This is a genomic window from Acinetobacter sp. Ag2 (genome assembly GCF_001005515.1).
In the GTDB taxonomy this organism is placed as follows: Bacteria; Pseudomonadota; Gammaproteobacteria; order Pseudomonadales; family Moraxellaceae; genus Acinetobacter; species Acinetobacter bereziniae.
Map to the genome: position 1 here is coordinate 19869 of NZ_LBNA01000035.1, position 15808 is coordinate 35676.

Consider the following 15808-nt stretch of genomic DNA (forward strand, 5'->3'; position numbering starts at 1 on the left):
TTATGGATAATGTTTTGACCGACATTATCCTTTTTTATTCTTTAGCTTTTCATTTTTATCTAGGACAAAATCATGGGACATCGCTTAAGTAAAATTTACACCCGTACAGGTGATTCGGGAACCACTGGATTAGGAGATGGCTCTCGTGTACCTAAAGATGACTTACGTATTACCGCTTTAGGTGATGTGGATGAACTCAATTCGATCGTAGGTGTATTACGTTCACAAATCTCAATCAGTGATATTACGGATAAAGCCCATTGGGACAAATCGCTCAGTTTAGTTCAACACTGGCTGTTTGATTTGGGGGGTGAAGTCTGTATTCCCAACTACAACTTGCTGCAACCTGTTTGTGTGGAATTTCTTGAAAATGAAATTGATAAAATGAATGAAGATTTGCCGATGCTAAAAGAGTTTATTCTTCCATCAGGCACCTTGGCATGCAGTTATGCTCATCAAGCACGTGCAGTATGTCGCCGTGCTGAACGTAGCCTCATGACTGTGCATAGCAGAGACCAAAATATTCAAGCCACAGCCTTGCAATTGCTCAATCGCTTGTCAGATTGGTTTTTTGTTGCCTCTCGTACATTACAACGTGCAGAAGGTGGCAGTGAAGTGCTTTGGCAAAAGAACATCAACGATACAATTTAACTATCTTTGACCATTCATCTATGATTTTTTGACAGTATGATCATGTTTAGTCCTGCTGAAAGAATAGGACTAAACACAAATTTCCAGTTAAAGATTAAAGTTTCATCATCAGTCAAAATAATCTAATGGTTAGGCTTCTATGATGAGATCGATGATCTGAATATCGAGTTTATTCTATGAAAATTATCGGACATCGTGGTGCACGTGGCGAAGCACCTGAAAACACCTTGAGTGGCTTTCAATATATTCATGACTTAGGCATCCGTGCAGTTGAGTTTGATGTGCGACAATTAAAAGATGATGAACTGATTATCATGCATGACGATAATTTCTTAAGAACCACAGGAATTGATCAACCACTTTACCCTTTAGACAGCACACAACTCGCATCGTTTAACCAAGCCAATATCTGGATGGATTGGGAAAAACAAATGACACCGACTTTGAGCCAAAGTTTAAAGATCATGCATGATTTTGAACATATTGAAGTTGAAGTAAAGGCTGTTGAAACCGTAGAAGATGCTGAAAAGCTTACTATTGAATTACAGAAACAGCTCAAAGATTTTAAACATACTTCGGTCATCACCAGTTTTGACTTAAAAATACACCACGCTTTACAGGAACAAAAATCAGAATTTAAACGTGGTTTACTGATTGAAGAGGACATTCAGGAACAAGCCATTGAACAGGCATTAGAACTGGGTTGTTGCCAAATTGGCTGGATGAATCAGTTGGCAAGCGATGCAATAGTTCAAGCGACTCAAGCAGCAGGTTTGAATATCAGCGTTTGGACAGTGAATGATATTCAACGTGCTCAACATTTACGTGATTTAGGCATCCAAGGGTTAATTACTGATTTTCCAAAACTGATGCAAAATGGATTAGGTCAATTGCAATAATTTAAAATAATCTGAGTTCGATAAAAATCCTTGATGAAAGATGATACAGCCAAACCGCCTGATTATTCATACAAGTGATTTGGATGATTCATTTATTTTGTACTTTTGAATCATAAACAGTTTTGCTATCACGAGGCGACATGGATGTCGCCATGTTGAGCGGGGGTATTAGGATGTACCCCTCGCTCAACGGAAGATTTTTGTTACTTTTCATCTCTGAAAAGTAAAGTATCGCCTACGCAAAACAATTTAAACTCTAGAGCTAAAGCGTGGCAGTGCAAGCTTTATATCATCAAACAATATATTGATCGCTTTAATTTTATTGATCAAGAGAAATGAAAAGCTATTGATGGTTGCGCTTGCGGAGCTCCGCTCCTCATCCTAAAATTTGATGAAAACGCAGCAAGACTCCATAGAGATTTATTATTTTTCAATGAGTTGAGGATTTAATTACATCGAACTCAGGTTAAAATAAATTGAGTCGCATAAAATCAGATTTTCTTTACCGTGTTGGAAGTGATTTAACTCAAAACTTTCGTGCATTCAATCACGACCAAGTATGAAGTTGTGGCACTTATTCTGGGTAAAATTTTTTACGCACTTTTGACAATCAAGTACGACTTTTTAATCATTCATTTTTTTCGATCAAATCGCTAAAATCTGTGTTTTATTCTGTTACTGTTTTATACAATACAGATGTACACTAATACTAGTGAACATCTGTTCGCTCATGATACTATTCGTGAAAGTATAGCCTAGAAAAATGCTGAAGCTATGCGTTTAACTTTACCTAATGAAGGTTCTTAGGAGTGCTGTTGGAGATGAATGCTCCCCTACCCAAAGCCCCAATAAATTGGATCGGTGTTTTTGCTCTGGTATTCTTACCACTTGTGGCATTAATTGCGATTCCATTGTATGCCTACCATCATGATTTTAGTGTGGCAGCTTGGATTAGTTTATTCGTTTTACTCGGTCTCAGTAGTTTAGGCATTACTGCGGGTTATCATCGCTTGTGGGCACACCGTGCTTATGAAGCGACTTTACCTCTTAAAATTATTCTGATGATTATGGGAACATTTGCTGTTCAAAACAGTATTTTGTTCTGGGCTTCAGGTCACCGTACTCATCACCGTCATGTAGACGATGTTGATCAAGATCCATATTCAATTAACAATGGCTTTTGGTATGCACACATTGGCTGGATGTTACGTAACTATCCTGCTGCTGAATCAAACTATAAAAATGCACCAGATTTGTTAAATGATAAAGTGGTGATGTTCCAAGACAAATATTACATTCCATTGGTCATTGCAGTTCACGCAGCTATTCTCCTTCCATTGGGTTGGGCTGTAGGTGACATGTGGGGCGTATTGCTCTTAGGTGGTTTACTCCGCTTAATCATCAGCCACCATGTAACCTTCTTTATTAACTCTTTATGTCATATGTGGGGCAAACGTCCTTATACAGATGAAAATACTGCACGTGATAACTTCCTGCTTGCCATTGCGACATGGGGTGAGGGTTATCATAACTACCACCATATTTTCCAATACGATTATCGTAATGGCGTGAAATGGTGGCAATATGACCCGACGAAATGGTTGATTTGGTCATGCTCTAAAATTGGTTTAGCAAAAAATCTTCGTCGTATTCCGAGCTTTAATATTAAAAAAGCAGAATTAGCAATGAAGTTTAAATATGCTGAACAGGACTTAGCAATTTACGGTCACAATGTAAATGCTGACATTTTAGCAATGAAACAAAAAGTCTCTCAAGAATATGAAGCTTTCACCCATACATTAAACGATTGGGCAGCTTTAAAAGAGCAAGAGTTACAAGCTAAAAAAGCCTCGGTTGCGGAAAAAATTCACCAAATGGATGTCAAACTTAAAGTTGATTTTCAGTTGGTTGAGCAAAAATTGGCTTTCCACCGTGAGCGTTTAGAAACATTGATGCGCGGTATTAAAAAGAACGTTGTTTCTTAATCTATCGATCATCAAATCAGTAAAAATCCACATAAATAGAAAAGCTCCAACTGGAGCTTTTCTTTTGCCTAATTTTTATAACCATCTAAATCTAAACCGAGCAACTGACATGCAGATCAATAATATCCCTTTTGGCATCACCAACTGGACAGAGATTCCGACCACCCGTCACCAAGGTGAACAAGGTTTTGCACTTTGGCGAACTCAACAATTTGATCAAATTCGTGTTCGAATGGTCGAGTACTCAGCAGGATATTTAGCAGATCACTGGTGCTTGAAAGGTCATATCCTTTTTTGTTTAGAGGGTGAGTTATATACAGAACTTGAAGATGGACGTACATTTACTTTAACCGCTGGTATGAGTTATCAAGTTGCAGATCAAGCGGAAGCACATCGTTCTTCAACCACATCAGGCGCAAAGTTATTTATTCTCGACTAAATTAGTCAACATTCTCCCACAGCATTAAAATTTTGCTATATTGATCAAGTCATGATTTATCCAGTGCGATCAACTTCTATGTACTTCAATCCTCGTTATCCCACGTTGAATTCAAAACTATACCATGAGCAAATGCCCAACCCGCTCAAAGGTGCAAAAGCAGGACATTTTAATCTTGCACTCGCTGATGAATTACAATGGTCGGAGGAAGAAAAAGCACAGTGGGTGGAGATTTGCAGTGGACAAAAAACATTCCCAGAATTCCATCCTTTAGCGATGGTCTATGCAGGACATCAGTTTGGTCAATGGGCTGGACAATTGGGGGATGGGCGAGGTTTGTTGATTGCACAAATTCTCAATCGTCATCATCAAACCATTGATCTGCATTTAAAAGGCGCAGGCTCTACGCCCTACTCTCGCATGGGCGATGGACGAGCTGTACTTCGCTCAGTCATTCGTGAGTATTTGGCAGGTCATGCCTTAAATTCGCTTGGTGTCCCATCAAGTAATGCGGTAGGTTTTACCTCATCAACTCAAGGTGTTCAGCGAGAGAAGCTTGAACTTGGTGCAATGATGTTACGTACATCAGATTGTCACATTCGTTTAGGGCATTTTGAATGGATCAACCAATACCAACCTGACCTATTGCCAGAATTCACCCAAAAATGTATCGAATGGCATTATCCTGAGTGTTTGGAGCTTCAGCAAGCTGGCACTGAAAATCATATCTTGGCTTTTGCACGCAAAGTGATTCAAAATACAGCCATCATGATTGCCAAGTGGCAACTAGTTGGCTTTGCGCATGGGGTGATGAATACTGATAATTTAAATATTACAGGTTCAACTCTCGATTTTGGTCCTTATGGTTTTATGGAACGATTCCGTCCAAACTGGATCAATAACCACAGTGATTACAATGGACGTTACACTTATCAAAACCAACCTAGTATCGCACATTGGAACTTATGGAATTGGTTAAATCATTTAATTCCACTTGCTCAACCTGAAACAAAAGAAAAATTTAAACAGGATTTGGTCGAATGCTTAGAAGATTTTGAACCTACCTTTCTTAAGCACTATACAGATGGGCTATGTCAAAAACTTGGACTTCCAAACTTTCACAAAGACAGCTTTGACTGCGGTATGAGCTTTTTAAAAATTTTACAAAGCGAACAGCTTGACTATACCGATAGCTTTATACGTTTACAAAATAAGCAGTATGAAGCCATTCAAGATGATTGCCTAGATCGCCGTCAATTTGAATTATTTTTGACTCAATATGAAAGTATTCGTGAACATCAAGATTTAGATGCATTGGATGCTAATATGAAACTTGCCAATCCAGTTTATATCTTAAGAAATCATATGGCTCAAAAAGCCATTGAACTAGCTGAGCGTGATGATTTTTCTGAAGTTGATCGTTTATTTAAGTTACTCAGCCAACCTTTTACACGTCAAACTGATTTAGAAACCGCTGCAGATTTGGCTCCCTTAGCAAGTGATTTACCTGAAGTTATGGTGAGTTGCTCGTCTTAGATAAAAGCTCCCTAGAAATTTAGGGAGCTTTTTAAATTATGCTAAATTAACGCTGTGGAACATCTAACCAACGAGGTGATTGATAAGACATTTTCATCTTTTTCATCATTGGTGATGGTAATTCACTCGTCTCTCCTTCATCAGATTCGTCTTTTCCTTTAAAGAGCGGGAAAGTTCCTTGCGTTTTTTTGATTTGGATGTCGTCAATCATCCAACCTCTAAAACCATTGTATAAACCATCTTCTGTGCTGAACTGGAATCTTAATTTTACATTTGCTTGACCAGCAAATTCATCTAAAGATATAGGTTCTTGTTGTGATACCGCTGGCGCATTGTTAAAACCAAAATTAGTAAATGGTCGTGGTATTTTCGTCTCTAGGTCCACAACAGGGTCAGATAATGGATTTAAACGCGCAATCGTTTTATAGTTTTTTCCACCATCCGTGGACACTTGAATATCCATCAGATCAAATCCTTTATTATTTGGATTGACTGATTCAATTTCCCACCATGTTTTAAAGTTTAAACTGATTGGTTTAGATACTTTGCTTAAATCAATGGATGGTGATGTCAACTGAGCATCATTCAGACTTACAGAGGTACCGCCATCTAATAATTTATCTGTCTGTTTTTGTTTACCAATAAAATTGCCTTGTTGAATATCACCAAACCAATATGCTTGAATACCTTGTGGCGGATTCGGTACAGCGCCTTGACTACTGTCATTGGGTGCTAAAAGTACAGATATATCCACTAATTTATTTTGAATACTATGACCTGTTTTGATTAAATTCCACATCGGTTGCTGTAAACTACTTTCTTTAGTCCACATATTTACTGTGGGTGAATCTTGCTCAAAAGTTTCTTTCCAAACGATATCATTTAATGGCTTTGTTATTGGTTTTAAATTCAAATGGTTACCAAAAGATGCTGAACTGTTGACTGATATTACTTTATATAGTGTTTCATAACCATCAGCACTAATCTGTAAGCTTGCATTTTTCAATGTCGATTCAAAATCTTTGGATACATTAAAACTTAGATTAAATTGACCTTTATCATTGGTTAAATCTGTGATAAATGCACCATTGGTTCCACTAGTACCAGACAAAGAAACTTGTGCATTTTTAATCGGTTTCCCATTATAGGTAACATACCCTGATAACGAACCAACAACTGCATCAACCTTTGCACATTTTATTTCCGCTTGTTCTTTTTTCGAACATGCGAAAGGTATCTTGAGTACAACATTTTCATTTGTATTTTTTGCTTTTAAGACGAAGCTTGTCATCACGGGTGACTCTGCTTCATTGACCAAAACAAAATATTGATCAGGACTTAAATTGTTGACTTTAATAAATCCTTGCTGATCTGTGGTGAGAACCGTTGTAGTAAAACTTTGCGCATCTGGTAATTTTTCATTTGATGCAAATATATCATTACTCTCAGAATAATTTATCCCTAAACTTTTTGCAGAAGCGATTTTTACTGCAAGATTAGCAAAGGGCTGGTTATTCGAATCTAAAATCTGAATACTATTCACATTCATTTGCTGTAGAGCAGGGTTCGTCGGCTTACCATTGTCCGTTTTAGAATCAGTGGAATCATTTCCACAAGCTGTGAGTAGCATCGTTGATCCAACGAGCACTGCGATTAGATTATTTCTCATATCATTAGCCTTGGATACTATTAATCCTTGTTGTTATTACATATTTAATTAAATCTACTCTTTAACATAGTTTGATAACGCCTAGAAATAATGATATTGGTGTGCTAAAAAAACTTTGCATTTAAGACATGATAAACTTGTAATTAACGTTTTTTCTGTGATAAACACCACATTTCATTATTTATATAAATTCTTTAAGTGATTAATAAAATTGACTTTATAAAATAATCTCAATATATTTTTGCTCGAAACCCAGATTTCAGAAATTAAACAATGTCAAAGTCAATAAGATTAATTGTATTTGCCAAAAACGTTCATGCTTTGAAGAAATTGAATGGCTCTATATAGTACAAATGTAGATGTATGATCTGTTTTTAAAGATTCCTAAGTGTAATTAGAGTTACCCACAATTTCTGTGGATAACCATGTGTTTATCCACAGGATAAATCCACAATCACAATTCAACTACAGCTTCCCAGTTTAATTTGGGTAAAATTTAGACAATACATTGCTTTACAACATTCTTAATTTAAAATGAATAAAAAATATCTCTTTTCAATTTTTGCTATTTTCATTGTGATGATCGCTGGTGGATGGTTCTATCAAAAATATAATCAATTTATTCCAACAGCAAATGCTGCCATACATGTCAAAAATTTATCACAGCAAGACATCACCCTTATTCGTCAAAACACTCCGATTACAGAGGTTAAAGTTTATAAGTCTGCTCGCATTGTCCAATTGATGCACCATGATCAAAAAATTCAAAGCTATCCAATGCGCTTAGGCTTTACCCCACAAGGTCATAAAGTACAAGAAGGTGATGGAAAAACACCTGAGGGACAATATATTTTAGATTGGCGCAATCCGAATAGTGCCTTTTATAAATCTCTGCATGTGTCTTATCCAAACCAGCAAGATCTCGCACAAGCCAAACAGTTGGGTGTTTCCGCGGGTGGTGATATTATGATTCACGGTTCTGCAACCACTTCACAAATCGAGAAAATGCCGAGTTTAATGAACTATTTACCTCGAAATGACTGGACATGGGGCTGTATTGCCGTTAGAAATGTTGATATGGATGAAATCTGGAAACTGGTGGATGATGGAACCATGATTCGCATTTACCCATAATTGAATTAAAAAGAGAACATAATGACTGGTGAAGAAATCCGAACTTTAGCATTTAAGATTGCGTCACATTTGCCTAAATCCGAACTTGACTATCCATTTGGTGAGGATGTTCCTGTTTTTAAAGTGATGGGAAAAATGTTTATGTTAGGCTCTGAACTGCATGGCAAAAAACTGATTAATTTAAAAGTTGAACCTGATCATAGCGAAATGTTGAGAGATCTCTACCCCTCGATTCAGGTGGGCTACCATATGAATAAACGTCATTGGATTTCAGTCTATGAAGGCGAACAGATCAGTGCTGATCTGATTCAAGACTTGGTTGAAGGCTCTTATGAGCTTGTGAGCAAGAGCCTGACCAAAGCCCAAAAGCAGGTATTGGCGGTTTATCAACACATCAAATAATTAGCAGGCTTTGGATCGCACATTAGATCAACAGAGCTAACCTCTATCTATTCACGATTCAGTCAAAATTAGAATGTATCAATAAATATAAAGTTATATGTTTATTTTTCAAACATAACTTTTTACATTTATAAACATTTACCCACAATATCTGTGGATAAACCTGTGTTTATCCACAACGATGAACTTAAAATGTCGAAAACTTAATCTTCTGGATATTCAAAACGATAGCCTACGCCATAAACAGCTTGTACCCATTCATGACGATTTCCTGTTTCCGCTGCTTCAGATATTTTACGACGTAAGTTCTTGATATGACTATCAATAACACGGTCAGCAACATCAAAACTATCTGGGTTAATATGGTCTAAAAGTTGCGCTCTAGAATAGACTTGTCCCAAATGTTCGAGGAAAAGCTCTAAAAGACGAAACTCAGTTGGTGTTAAATTCAACGATTTTTGTTGATACCAGATGCGTTGTTGTGCTTTATCAATCCGGAATAAATCATTGGCTTCAGGTTCAGCTTTACGTTCTAAACGACGTAACACAGCTTGTACACGTGCAACCAATTCCTTAGGACTAAATGGTTTACAAACGTAGTCATCAGCACCCATATTTAAGCCCAACACACGGTCAATTTCTTCAGTACGCGCTGTGACCATAATGATCGGCAGATCGGTTTGTTCACGCACTTTACGACAGATCGTGAGACCATCCATACGAGGAACCATCAAGTCCAAAACCATGAGGCTTGGCTTACGTTGTTGAAAGCTTTCATAGGCTTCTTGACCATCATGAAACATACTGACTTCAAAGCCTGCCGCTTCTAGATAATCCCGCACCAATTGCGCAAGTTCAACTTCATCTTCTACCAGCATGATATGTTTCATGTTGTGCTATTCCTTTTAAACTTTCGTATGTTTTGAAAATGTCAATTTGCAACGCAAACCGCCTAAAGGTGAATGATCAAAATTTAATTGTCCACCCAGTGCTTGCGCAATTTTACCAGATAAAGCCAAGCCTAATCCTGTGCCACCTGTACTACGCGTACGTGAATCATCAACACGATAGAATCGCTCTCCTAAACGTGCAATCTGTTCATCACTCAAGCCAAGCGGGCTGTCATCCACAATCACACTCCAAGATTCAGCGTCTTGTTCAGTATGTACCTGAACTTCACCACCCGCTTCAGTATAACGAATACTATTTCCCAGTAAGTTGACCATAATTTGCTTAAAGCGATCTATATCTAATTGTAATTTCGCCCCCTCACCTGTTGCTGAGACATTGAGATTGGCTTGTTCAAACTTTGGTTTAAAATTATCAATCTCTTGCAAAACCACAGACCACGGATCAACTTCTGCAAAATAACATTTTAATTGCTGTGCTTCTGCCTGTGCTAAATCAGCCAAATCTTGAGTGAGTTTTTTCAAACTCGTCACCTGACGCAACATCGCAGCAAAATGTTCAGGTGTAGGTTTACGAATACCATCCTGCATGGCTTCAATTTGTGCTTGTAATACAGCCAATGGTGTTTTTAATTCATGTGAAGTATCTGCAACCCATTGTCGACGAGAGGTTTCATGCTGATCTAGAATCACTGCCAATTGATTTAATTCTGTAGATAAATCACCAAGCTCATCATTTCGTTTAATTGCAACTTGATGCTGGAAATTACCTTTGGTGAGTTCACGTGTACCATTAAGTAAGCGTTGAATTGGCGTTTTAAAATAGGTCGCTAAAAGTAATGCTGCAACCAAACTCGACAAAAATGTAAAAATATAGATCAGTACCAAATAGCGTTTTTGGCTACTAAAGAAATTGATGCTCGAAGCATCATCTTCATCCAAAACAGGTTTAAGCCCTAAGTAACCCACCACTTGTTCATTGACGATAATTGGGCGATAAGAGACTTGATCATCTGAAGGCTCACCCAATACAAACTGATGTTTGGCATCATATAAAGAAAGACGTGAACTCAATCCTAAACGGTCTGGCATGGATACAAACATCTTCTTGCCATTTTTTGGACTAACCATACGCATTGGATCACGCATAGACGATTCTTTTCCTTCAGCAGGAGGGTTTTCGTGAACTCCCGCGATATGTCCTTTGTCCATCGGGGGCTTAGCTTTGCGATCAGAAGGTTTAAATAAGTTTTGATTTGAACTGAGCGGAAATTTCAAACCTTCAAAAGGTTGGTAGGCTGAAGGCAAGTTTTCTTCAAGAATTTTTATTTCTTCTTTGTCTAATTGGGATTTTGGCGTAGCACCTTCGGTCTGCCCCAAAGTTGCCATCATCGTATGTTCTTTAAAATAACGTTGCTGCAAAGCAATATCGTACTGACGACGTAACCACCACCGCGATAACTTGTCATAATCATCAGGTGCAGCATCACCTTCGATTTGTAAAATTTGCGCCTGAACTGCATTGCCCCAGTCTTGATATACACCATAAACATCTGCCAAATTCTCAATCAAATGATCAAGTTTTTGCATTTCGACATCAGCAACATATCTGGCAAAGTTTTTCTGCATGGTCCAATGCAATACACTCAAACTCACTGTCGTGATGACTAATGTCGTCAACAACACCGTGAGAAATAAACGTAAAGCGATGGGGACTCGGCGTATTTTCAAAACTGATCTCTCGTTTTTCTTCTCATTTCAACATTGTACCCAACACTTGCTTAAAATACTCTCCATTGTTTCTACATCATTATTATTTAATCTTTACTGTATCCACAAATATACAGAACATTCATTGGAGTAGTAACAATGAAAATGATCACAAAAATCACATTATTGTCAGCAAGTATTCTAAGTATGGGGGCTTTAACTGCCTGTCAATCTAATCCAGGTCCCAAAGACGATCCAGAAGGTCGTCCAATGATGCATGGCGGACATCATAAAATGTCACCTGAGCAACGTGAAGAAATGAAAAAAATGCGTGCGCAACATAAAGAGATGCGCAAGCAAATGCAAAAAGCCTGTGACGGTAAAGCGATTGGTCAAACTGTTCAGGTCAAAGCTGGTGAACAAAGTATTGATGGAACATGTAATATTGTATTCAAAGCTGATCGTAAAGCGATGAAAGAAATGAAGCATGATTTCCGTCGTGATGGAGAGGATCGTGGACGTATGATGCGTCACGATGGACCACGTATGAAAGATATGACAGAAGAACAGCGTGCTCAAATTCAGCAGGAATTTGCGCAAAAACGCGCAGAGCGTAAAGCACAATGGGATGCAATCCAAAAGTCTTGTGCTGGTCAAACTGATGGAAAAGCCATTCAAGTGAAAATCGGTGATAAAACTTTAGCTGGTCAATGTGTTGTGAAATTTCAACCCGATTTTAAAGCAGACCGTGCAATGCCGACCATGCCACCTAAAGTATAAAAGATATGTGGGATAAGACGGCGTAACTTGTTGATTATCCCGATCATAAAACCTGAATCTCAGCACTGAGATTCAGGTTTTATTTTATAGACAAAACGCCTGGTTTTTCATACAAGTGATTTGATTTCAATCATTCAACAATATATTCATCACATAAATTTTATTGATCAAGAGAAATTATTTTTACGGTATAAGCTTTTCATCAGATTGGCTCTATCCCCCCCTACTGAATTTTTCTCGAAGCATCAGTCATATTTCATCTCTCATAAAAAACGATCCTTTCGGATCGTTTATTCTATTTTAGCGATTCAATTACTTTGAATTGTCTGAAATCAATGCCACTTGTTGAGCGTAATTTAACAACTTCAGTTTTGAAGCTGCTAATTCTTCAGCAGAAGCCTGACGCGTAATATCACGGTGAATACGTAATACATGCTGACGTAAGGAATGCCCTTCTGCCGCATTATAAGACTTACAAAACTCTTTAATTGCAGGGTCACGTTGTTCAATCATACGTTCAACCCAACGATCAAGCTGTGCGAGCTTTTTAACGCCTTGTTTTGGCGTTAAATACGATAAAATTACAGCTTCATCTTCATTACGCAAAAGCTTTCCAATGCGTTGAAATTGACGACGGCGCGCTTCAAAAGATGTAATCAACTGCACATCTAATAAAGCCTCAATTAAGCGCTCTTCAACAGGTAAAGATTGAATTTGTTTTTTTGACAACTCAGCGAGTTGCTCACCTAAAGCAGCCATACGCTGTACAGCTTTTTTCTGTTCGGTTTTACTTGCACGCCCTTCTAAAGACTCAAAATCATCTTCAGTAAAACGTTGCGGACGACGTGCCACGATTATTCTGCCTCGTAAAATTTATCTGCAAAAAGTGCTTGAACTTCAGACAAAGCTTTTTCTTCATCTACACCGTCAATCACTAAACGCAAGGTTGTTCCTTTACCAGCTCCCAGCATAAGTAAAGAAAGGATATTCTTGGCATCAACCAACTTGTCACCTTTCCCAATTTGAATAGAACATTTAAATTTGGTAGTGACTTCGATGAGTTTTCCAGATGCACGCGCATGTAACCCTAATTTATTAATTACGTCAACAGTTGTGTCAATCATGACCAGTGCTTCATTTCTCTATGTAATACTTGAATGGTCCATTTCGACTCAAGAGCCTTTTTCAACCGATCCACAATATAAACCGAACGATGTTGACCGCCCGTACAGCCAATTGACACTGTAATATAGTGACGATGACCTTCCGCAAAAGCAGGCAACCACTTATTTAAAAACTGATAGATGTCTTGATACATCTCATTTGCTTGCTCGCTGGCTTCTAAAAATTTACGCACAGGTTCATCCAAACCCGAATATTTACGCAACTCTAAATCCCAATGTGGATTAGGCAAATGCCTTACATCAAAAACAAAATCTGCATCTAATGGAATACCATGTTTATATCCAAAAGATTGCAAAATTAAAATTAGTTTATCGGACTGTCCCAGTTTGGACAATAAGGTATCTTTTAAATCATGTACACTTTTGTCAGTGGTATCAATATGTGCTGTTGCCCGCAGTTGAATCGGCAACAATAGATTTTTTTCTTCTTGGATACATTCATTTAAACTTTGAAAACGATTTGAAAGCGGATGAGGACGTCGAGATGCACTAAAACGTGAAATTAACTCCTGATCACGGGTCGTTAAATAAATAACATCTACACTGCCATGTTTTTGTATTTGTTGAAAAACATCATCAAAACCTTGTAAATCTTCTTTTGCACTACGAACATCTACACCTAGCGCTAATAATTCTAAATTATTTTCTCGGTCAAGTTTTTCAACAATTTCAGGAAGCAATGCCAGAGGCAAATTATCAATACAGTAATAACCCAAATCTTCCAGTACCTGCAAAGCAGAGGATTTACCTGAACCAGATTGTCCTGTCACGATAAGTATACGCTTCATGGCATAGCGATCCTAAAAGCAAAGTTTATGCAGAATATTTCACTTGTAAATTGTCAATCAGACGGGTTTTGCCTAATTTCGCTGCAACAAACAATACAACATCTTGGTCGAACTGTTCAACTTTTTGTAAGGTTGGGCTACGTGCTTCAACATAATCCACCACTAATCCTGCATCAGTCAGACTTTGACGAATCTGTTGAAGCACGTTTACAAGTGTTTTACCCGCATGTAGATCATCTGCAGCAGTTGTTAAAGAATTAAAGATAACAGGAGCTGTTTGGCGTTCCTGCTCAGATAAATATCCATTACGAGAACTTAAAGCTAAACCATCTTCAGCACGAGCAATCGGTACACCAATCACTTCAATCGGCATATTCAAATCACGAACCAACTGTTTAATCACAGCCAATTGTTGATAATCTTTTTGCCCAAAGAATGCAAAATTGGGTTGTACAATATTGAATAGCTTGGTGACCACAACAGCAACGCCATCAAAATGACCTGGACGTTGTAAACCACATAAATCATCTGTAATTTCACCAACACTAATATTGGTCAATCGTGGATATTTACCATACATTTGCTCAACAGATGGCGCAAAAACAATATCACATCCCACTTCAGCCAATAAATGGCTGTCATGCTCTAATGTGCGAGGATAGTTATCAAAGTCTTCATTTGGTCCGAATTGGATCGGATTGACAAAAATACTAACTACCACCACATCACACAACTTACGTGCTTCACGAACCAGATTTAAATGACCTTCATGTAAATTCCCCATCGTTGGTACAAAACCAATGATTTTACGCGCTGATCGAGCAGGATTCAGTGATGCTGATAATCCTTGAATGGTCGTTTCTGTTTTCATCTTTTACAGCTCTACTTGGAAAGTATGTTCTTTCGAAGGGAAAGATTTGTCTTGCACAGCAAGATGATATGCTTTGAATGCATCTACAATTGCTGTTTCACCTGTTTGCTCTGTCATAAAGTTGCGTACAAAACGTGCCACTTTTCCAAAAGTCAAACCCAACATATCTTGCACAACCAATACCTGACCATCTGTATCAGCACCAGCACCAATACCAATTACAGGGACATGTGGGAATAATTCAGCAATTTCTTTACCCATTTGTGCTGGAACACATTCGAGCAGTAATATTGCCGCACCAGCTTCAACCACAGCTTTACAGTCTGCAATCAATTGATCTGCAGCTTCACGTGTTTTTGCCTGAAGTTTATAACCACCGAAAACATGTACCGATTGAGGTGTTAAACCTAAGTGTACACATACCGGAATACCATTTCGTGTCAGCACTTGTACAGTTTCTGAAAGCCAAGCACCACCCTCAATTTTAACCATTTGCGCGCCTGCTTGCATGACAGTTTTAGCATTCACTAAAGCGTCATTGAGCGTTGCATAACTCATAAATGGGAGGTCACATAAAATAAAGGCATGCTGATTCGCACGACGTACAGCGGCAGTATGATATGCCATATCCACGACCGTAACAGGCAAGGTTGAATCATGCCCTTGAATGGTCATCCCTAAAGAATCGCCAATTAAAATAGTATCAATTTCGGCAACTTCCATACCTTTTGCCATACTTGCATCGTAGCAAGTCAAGCATGAAAATTTACGACCCTGAGTTTTAAATTGTCTTAAATCACTTAGACTGATCATGACGATATCCTCTATCAATGAGAGTTCTTTAGCACATCC

Annotated in this window: 16 protein-coding genes; 8 read left to right on the top strand and 8 right to left on the bottom strand. The window is 38.1% G+C overall.

The window, feature by feature from the left end:
- The first annotated feature begins 72 nt into the window (after nt 1-72).
- The 5 genes from AAV97_RS04570 to AAV97_RS04590 all read left to right on the top strand — a co-directional run bounded on the left by AAV97_RS04570 (nt 73) and on the right by AAV97_RS04590 (nt 5510).
- Complete coding sequence (locus AAV97_RS04570; RefSeq protein WP_009586257.1) at nt 73-651, top strand: cob(I)yrinic acid a,c-diamide adenosyltransferase; 579 nt, start codon at nt 73-75, stop codon at nt 649-651.
- A gap of 176 nt (nt 652-827) precedes the next feature.
- On the top strand, nt 828-1550 hold the full coding sequence (locus AAV97_RS04575) for a glycerophosphodiester phosphodiesterase (protein ID WP_046759940.1): 723 nt from the start codon (nt 828-830) through the stop codon (nt 1548-1550).
- Between the two features lie 821 nt (nt 1551-2371).
- Nucleotides 2372-3535: an acyl-CoA desaturase gene (locus AAV97_RS04580; protein ID WP_009584393.1), complete on the top strand. Its 1164-nt coding sequence runs from the start codon at nt 2372-2374 to the stop codon at nt 3533-3535.
- A gap of 109 nt (nt 3536-3644) precedes the next feature.
- Entirely contained in the window at nt 3645-3974 is a 330-nt protein-coding gene (locus AAV97_RS04585) for a DHCW motif cupin fold protein (RefSeq protein ID WP_009584367.1), read from the top strand.
- 78 nt (nt 3975-4052) lie between these two features.
- A complete protein-coding gene (locus tag AAV97_RS04590; RefSeq protein ID WP_035300202.1) occupies nt 4053-5510 on the top strand; it encodes a protein adenylyltransferase SelO in 1458 nt (485 codons plus the stop codon).
- A 46-nt stretch (nt 5511-5556) separates the two neighbouring features.
- On the opposite strand, the gene AAV97_RS04595 is transcribed toward AAV97_RS04590, so the two are convergent.
- Nucleotides 5557-7179 (bottom strand): carboxypeptidase-like regulatory domain-containing protein, encoded by a 1623-nt coding sequence (locus AAV97_RS04595; RefSeq protein ID WP_035300177.1) that lies wholly within the window; start codon nt 7177-7179, stop codon nt 5557-5559.
- 534 nt (nt 7180-7713) lie between these two features.
- On the opposite strand from AAV97_RS04595, the gene AAV97_RS04600 reads away from it, so the two are divergent.
- Both AAV97_RS04600 and AAV97_RS04605 read left to right on the top strand, forming a co-directional pair.
- Nucleotides 7714-8313: a L,D-transpeptidase family protein gene (locus AAV97_RS04600; protein ID WP_004824970.1), complete on the top strand. Its 600-nt coding sequence runs from the start codon at nt 7714-7716 to the stop codon at nt 8311-8313.
- 21 nt (nt 8314-8334) lie between these two features.
- Complete coding sequence (locus AAV97_RS04605; protein ID WP_004824971.1) at nt 8335-8715, top strand: MmcQ/YjbR family DNA-binding protein; 381 nt, start codon at nt 8335-8337, stop codon at nt 8713-8715.
- Between the two features lie 203 nt (nt 8716-8918).
- Here AAV97_RS04605 and AAV97_RS04610 read toward each other — a convergent pair whose 3' ends face one another.
- Both AAV97_RS04610 and baeS read right to left on the bottom strand, forming a co-directional pair.
- Nucleotides 8919-9605, bottom strand: a complete 687-nt coding sequence (locus tag AAV97_RS04610) for a response regulator (protein ID WP_004824972.1) — start codon at nt 9603-9605, stop codon at nt 8919-8921.
- Nucleotides 9606-9620: 15 nt separating this feature from the next.
- A complete protein-coding gene (baeS, locus tag AAV97_RS04615) occupies nt 9621-11354 on the bottom strand; it encodes a sensor histidine kinase efflux regulator BaeS (RefSeq protein ID WP_046759941.1) in 1734 nt (577 codons plus the stop codon).
- 138 nt (nt 11355-11492) lie between these two features.
- Between baeS and AAV97_RS04620 the strand changes: the two genes are divergently transcribed.
- Nucleotides 11493-12113: a hypothetical protein gene (locus AAV97_RS04620; RefSeq protein ID WP_046759942.1), complete on the top strand. Its 621-nt coding sequence runs from the start codon at nt 11493-11495 to the stop codon at nt 12111-12113.
- Between the two features lie 312 nt (nt 12114-12425).
- Here the strand turns inward: AAV97_RS04620 and yjgA are convergent, their stop codons facing one another.
- Genes yjgA through panB form a run of 5 tightly spaced genes read right to left on the bottom strand, consistent with a single transcriptional unit; the run spans nt 12426 to nt 15769 of the window.
- On the bottom strand, nt 12426-12965 hold the full coding sequence (gene yjgA, locus AAV97_RS04625; protein ID WP_004824975.1) for a ribosome biogenesis factor YjgA: 540 nt from the start codon (nt 12963-12965) through the stop codon (nt 12426-12428).
- A 2-nt stretch (nt 12966-12967) separates the two neighbouring features.
- Nucleotides 12968-13237 (bottom strand): HPr family phosphocarrier protein, encoded by a 270-nt coding sequence (locus AAV97_RS04630; protein ID WP_004824976.1) that lies wholly within the window; start codon nt 13235-13237, stop codon nt 12968-12970.
- Nucleotides 13234-14085: an RNase adapter RapZ gene (gene rapZ, locus AAV97_RS04635; RefSeq protein ID WP_004824977.1), complete on the bottom strand. Its 852-nt coding sequence runs from the start codon at nt 14083-14085 to the stop codon at nt 13234-13236. Before rapZ ends, AAV97_RS04630 begins: the two co-directional genes overlap by 4 nt.
- A gap of 25 nt (nt 14086-14110) precedes the next feature.
- Complete coding sequence (panC, locus tag AAV97_RS04640; protein ID WP_004824978.1) at nt 14111-14956, bottom strand: pantoate--beta-alanine ligase; 846 nt, start codon at nt 14954-14956, stop codon at nt 14111-14113.
- 3 nt (nt 14957-14959) lie between these two features.
- Nucleotides 14960-15769, bottom strand: a complete 810-nt coding sequence (gene panB, locus AAV97_RS04645) for a 3-methyl-2-oxobutanoate hydroxymethyltransferase (protein ID WP_004824979.1) — start codon at nt 15767-15769, stop codon at nt 14960-14962.
- Nucleotides 15770-15808: the final 39 nt, after the last annotated feature.

Coding starts and splice junctions, on each gene's coding strand:
- AAV97_RS04575 (WP_046759940.1), top strand. CDS start 828: ATGAAAATTATCGGACATCGTGGTGCACGTGGCGAAGCACCTGAAAAC.
- AAV97_RS04600 (WP_004824970.1), top strand. CDS start 7,714: ATGAATAAAAAATATCTCTTTTCAATTTTTGCTATTTTCATTGTGATG.
- AAV97_RS04620 (WP_046759942.1), top strand. CDS start 11,493: ATGAAAATGATCACAAAAATCACATTATTGTCAGCAAGTATTCTAAGT.
- panC (WP_004824978.1), bottom strand. CDS start 14,956: ATGAAAACAGAAACGACCATTCAAGGATTATCAGCATCACTGAATCCT.
- panB (WP_004824979.1), bottom strand. CDS start 15,769: ATGATCAGTCTAAGTGATTTAAGACAATTTAAAACTCAGGGTCGTAAA.
- AAV97_RS04610 (WP_004824972.1), bottom strand. CDS start 9,605: ATGAAACATATCATGCTGGTAGAAGATGAAGTTGAACTTGCGCAATTG.
- AAV97_RS04580 (WP_009584393.1), top strand. CDS start 2,372: ATGAATGCTCCCCTACCCAAAGCCCCAATAAATTGGATCGGTGTTTTT.
- AAV97_RS04590 (WP_035300202.1), top strand. CDS start 4,053: ATGTACTTCAATCCTCGTTATCCCACGTTGAATTCAAAACTATACCAT.
- rapZ (WP_004824977.1), bottom strand. CDS start 14,085: ATGAAGCGTATACTTATCGTGACAGGACAATCTGGTTCAGGTAAATCC.
- AAV97_RS04595 (WP_035300177.1), bottom strand. CDS start 7,179: ATGAGAAATAATCTAATCGCAGTGCTCGTTGGATCAACGATGCTACTC.
- AAV97_RS04630 (WP_004824976.1), bottom strand. CDS start 13,237: ATGATTGACACAACTGTTGACGTAATTAATAAATTAGGGTTACATGCG.
- AAV97_RS04570 (WP_009586257.1), top strand. CDS start 73: ATGGGACATCGCTTAAGTAAAATTTACACCCGTACAGGTGATTCGGGA.
- AAV97_RS04605 (WP_004824971.1), top strand. CDS start 8,335: ATGACTGGTGAAGAAATCCGAACTTTAGCATTTAAGATTGCGTCACAT.
- AAV97_RS04585 (WP_009584367.1), top strand. CDS start 3,645: ATGCAGATCAATAATATCCCTTTTGGCATCACCAACTGGACAGAGATT.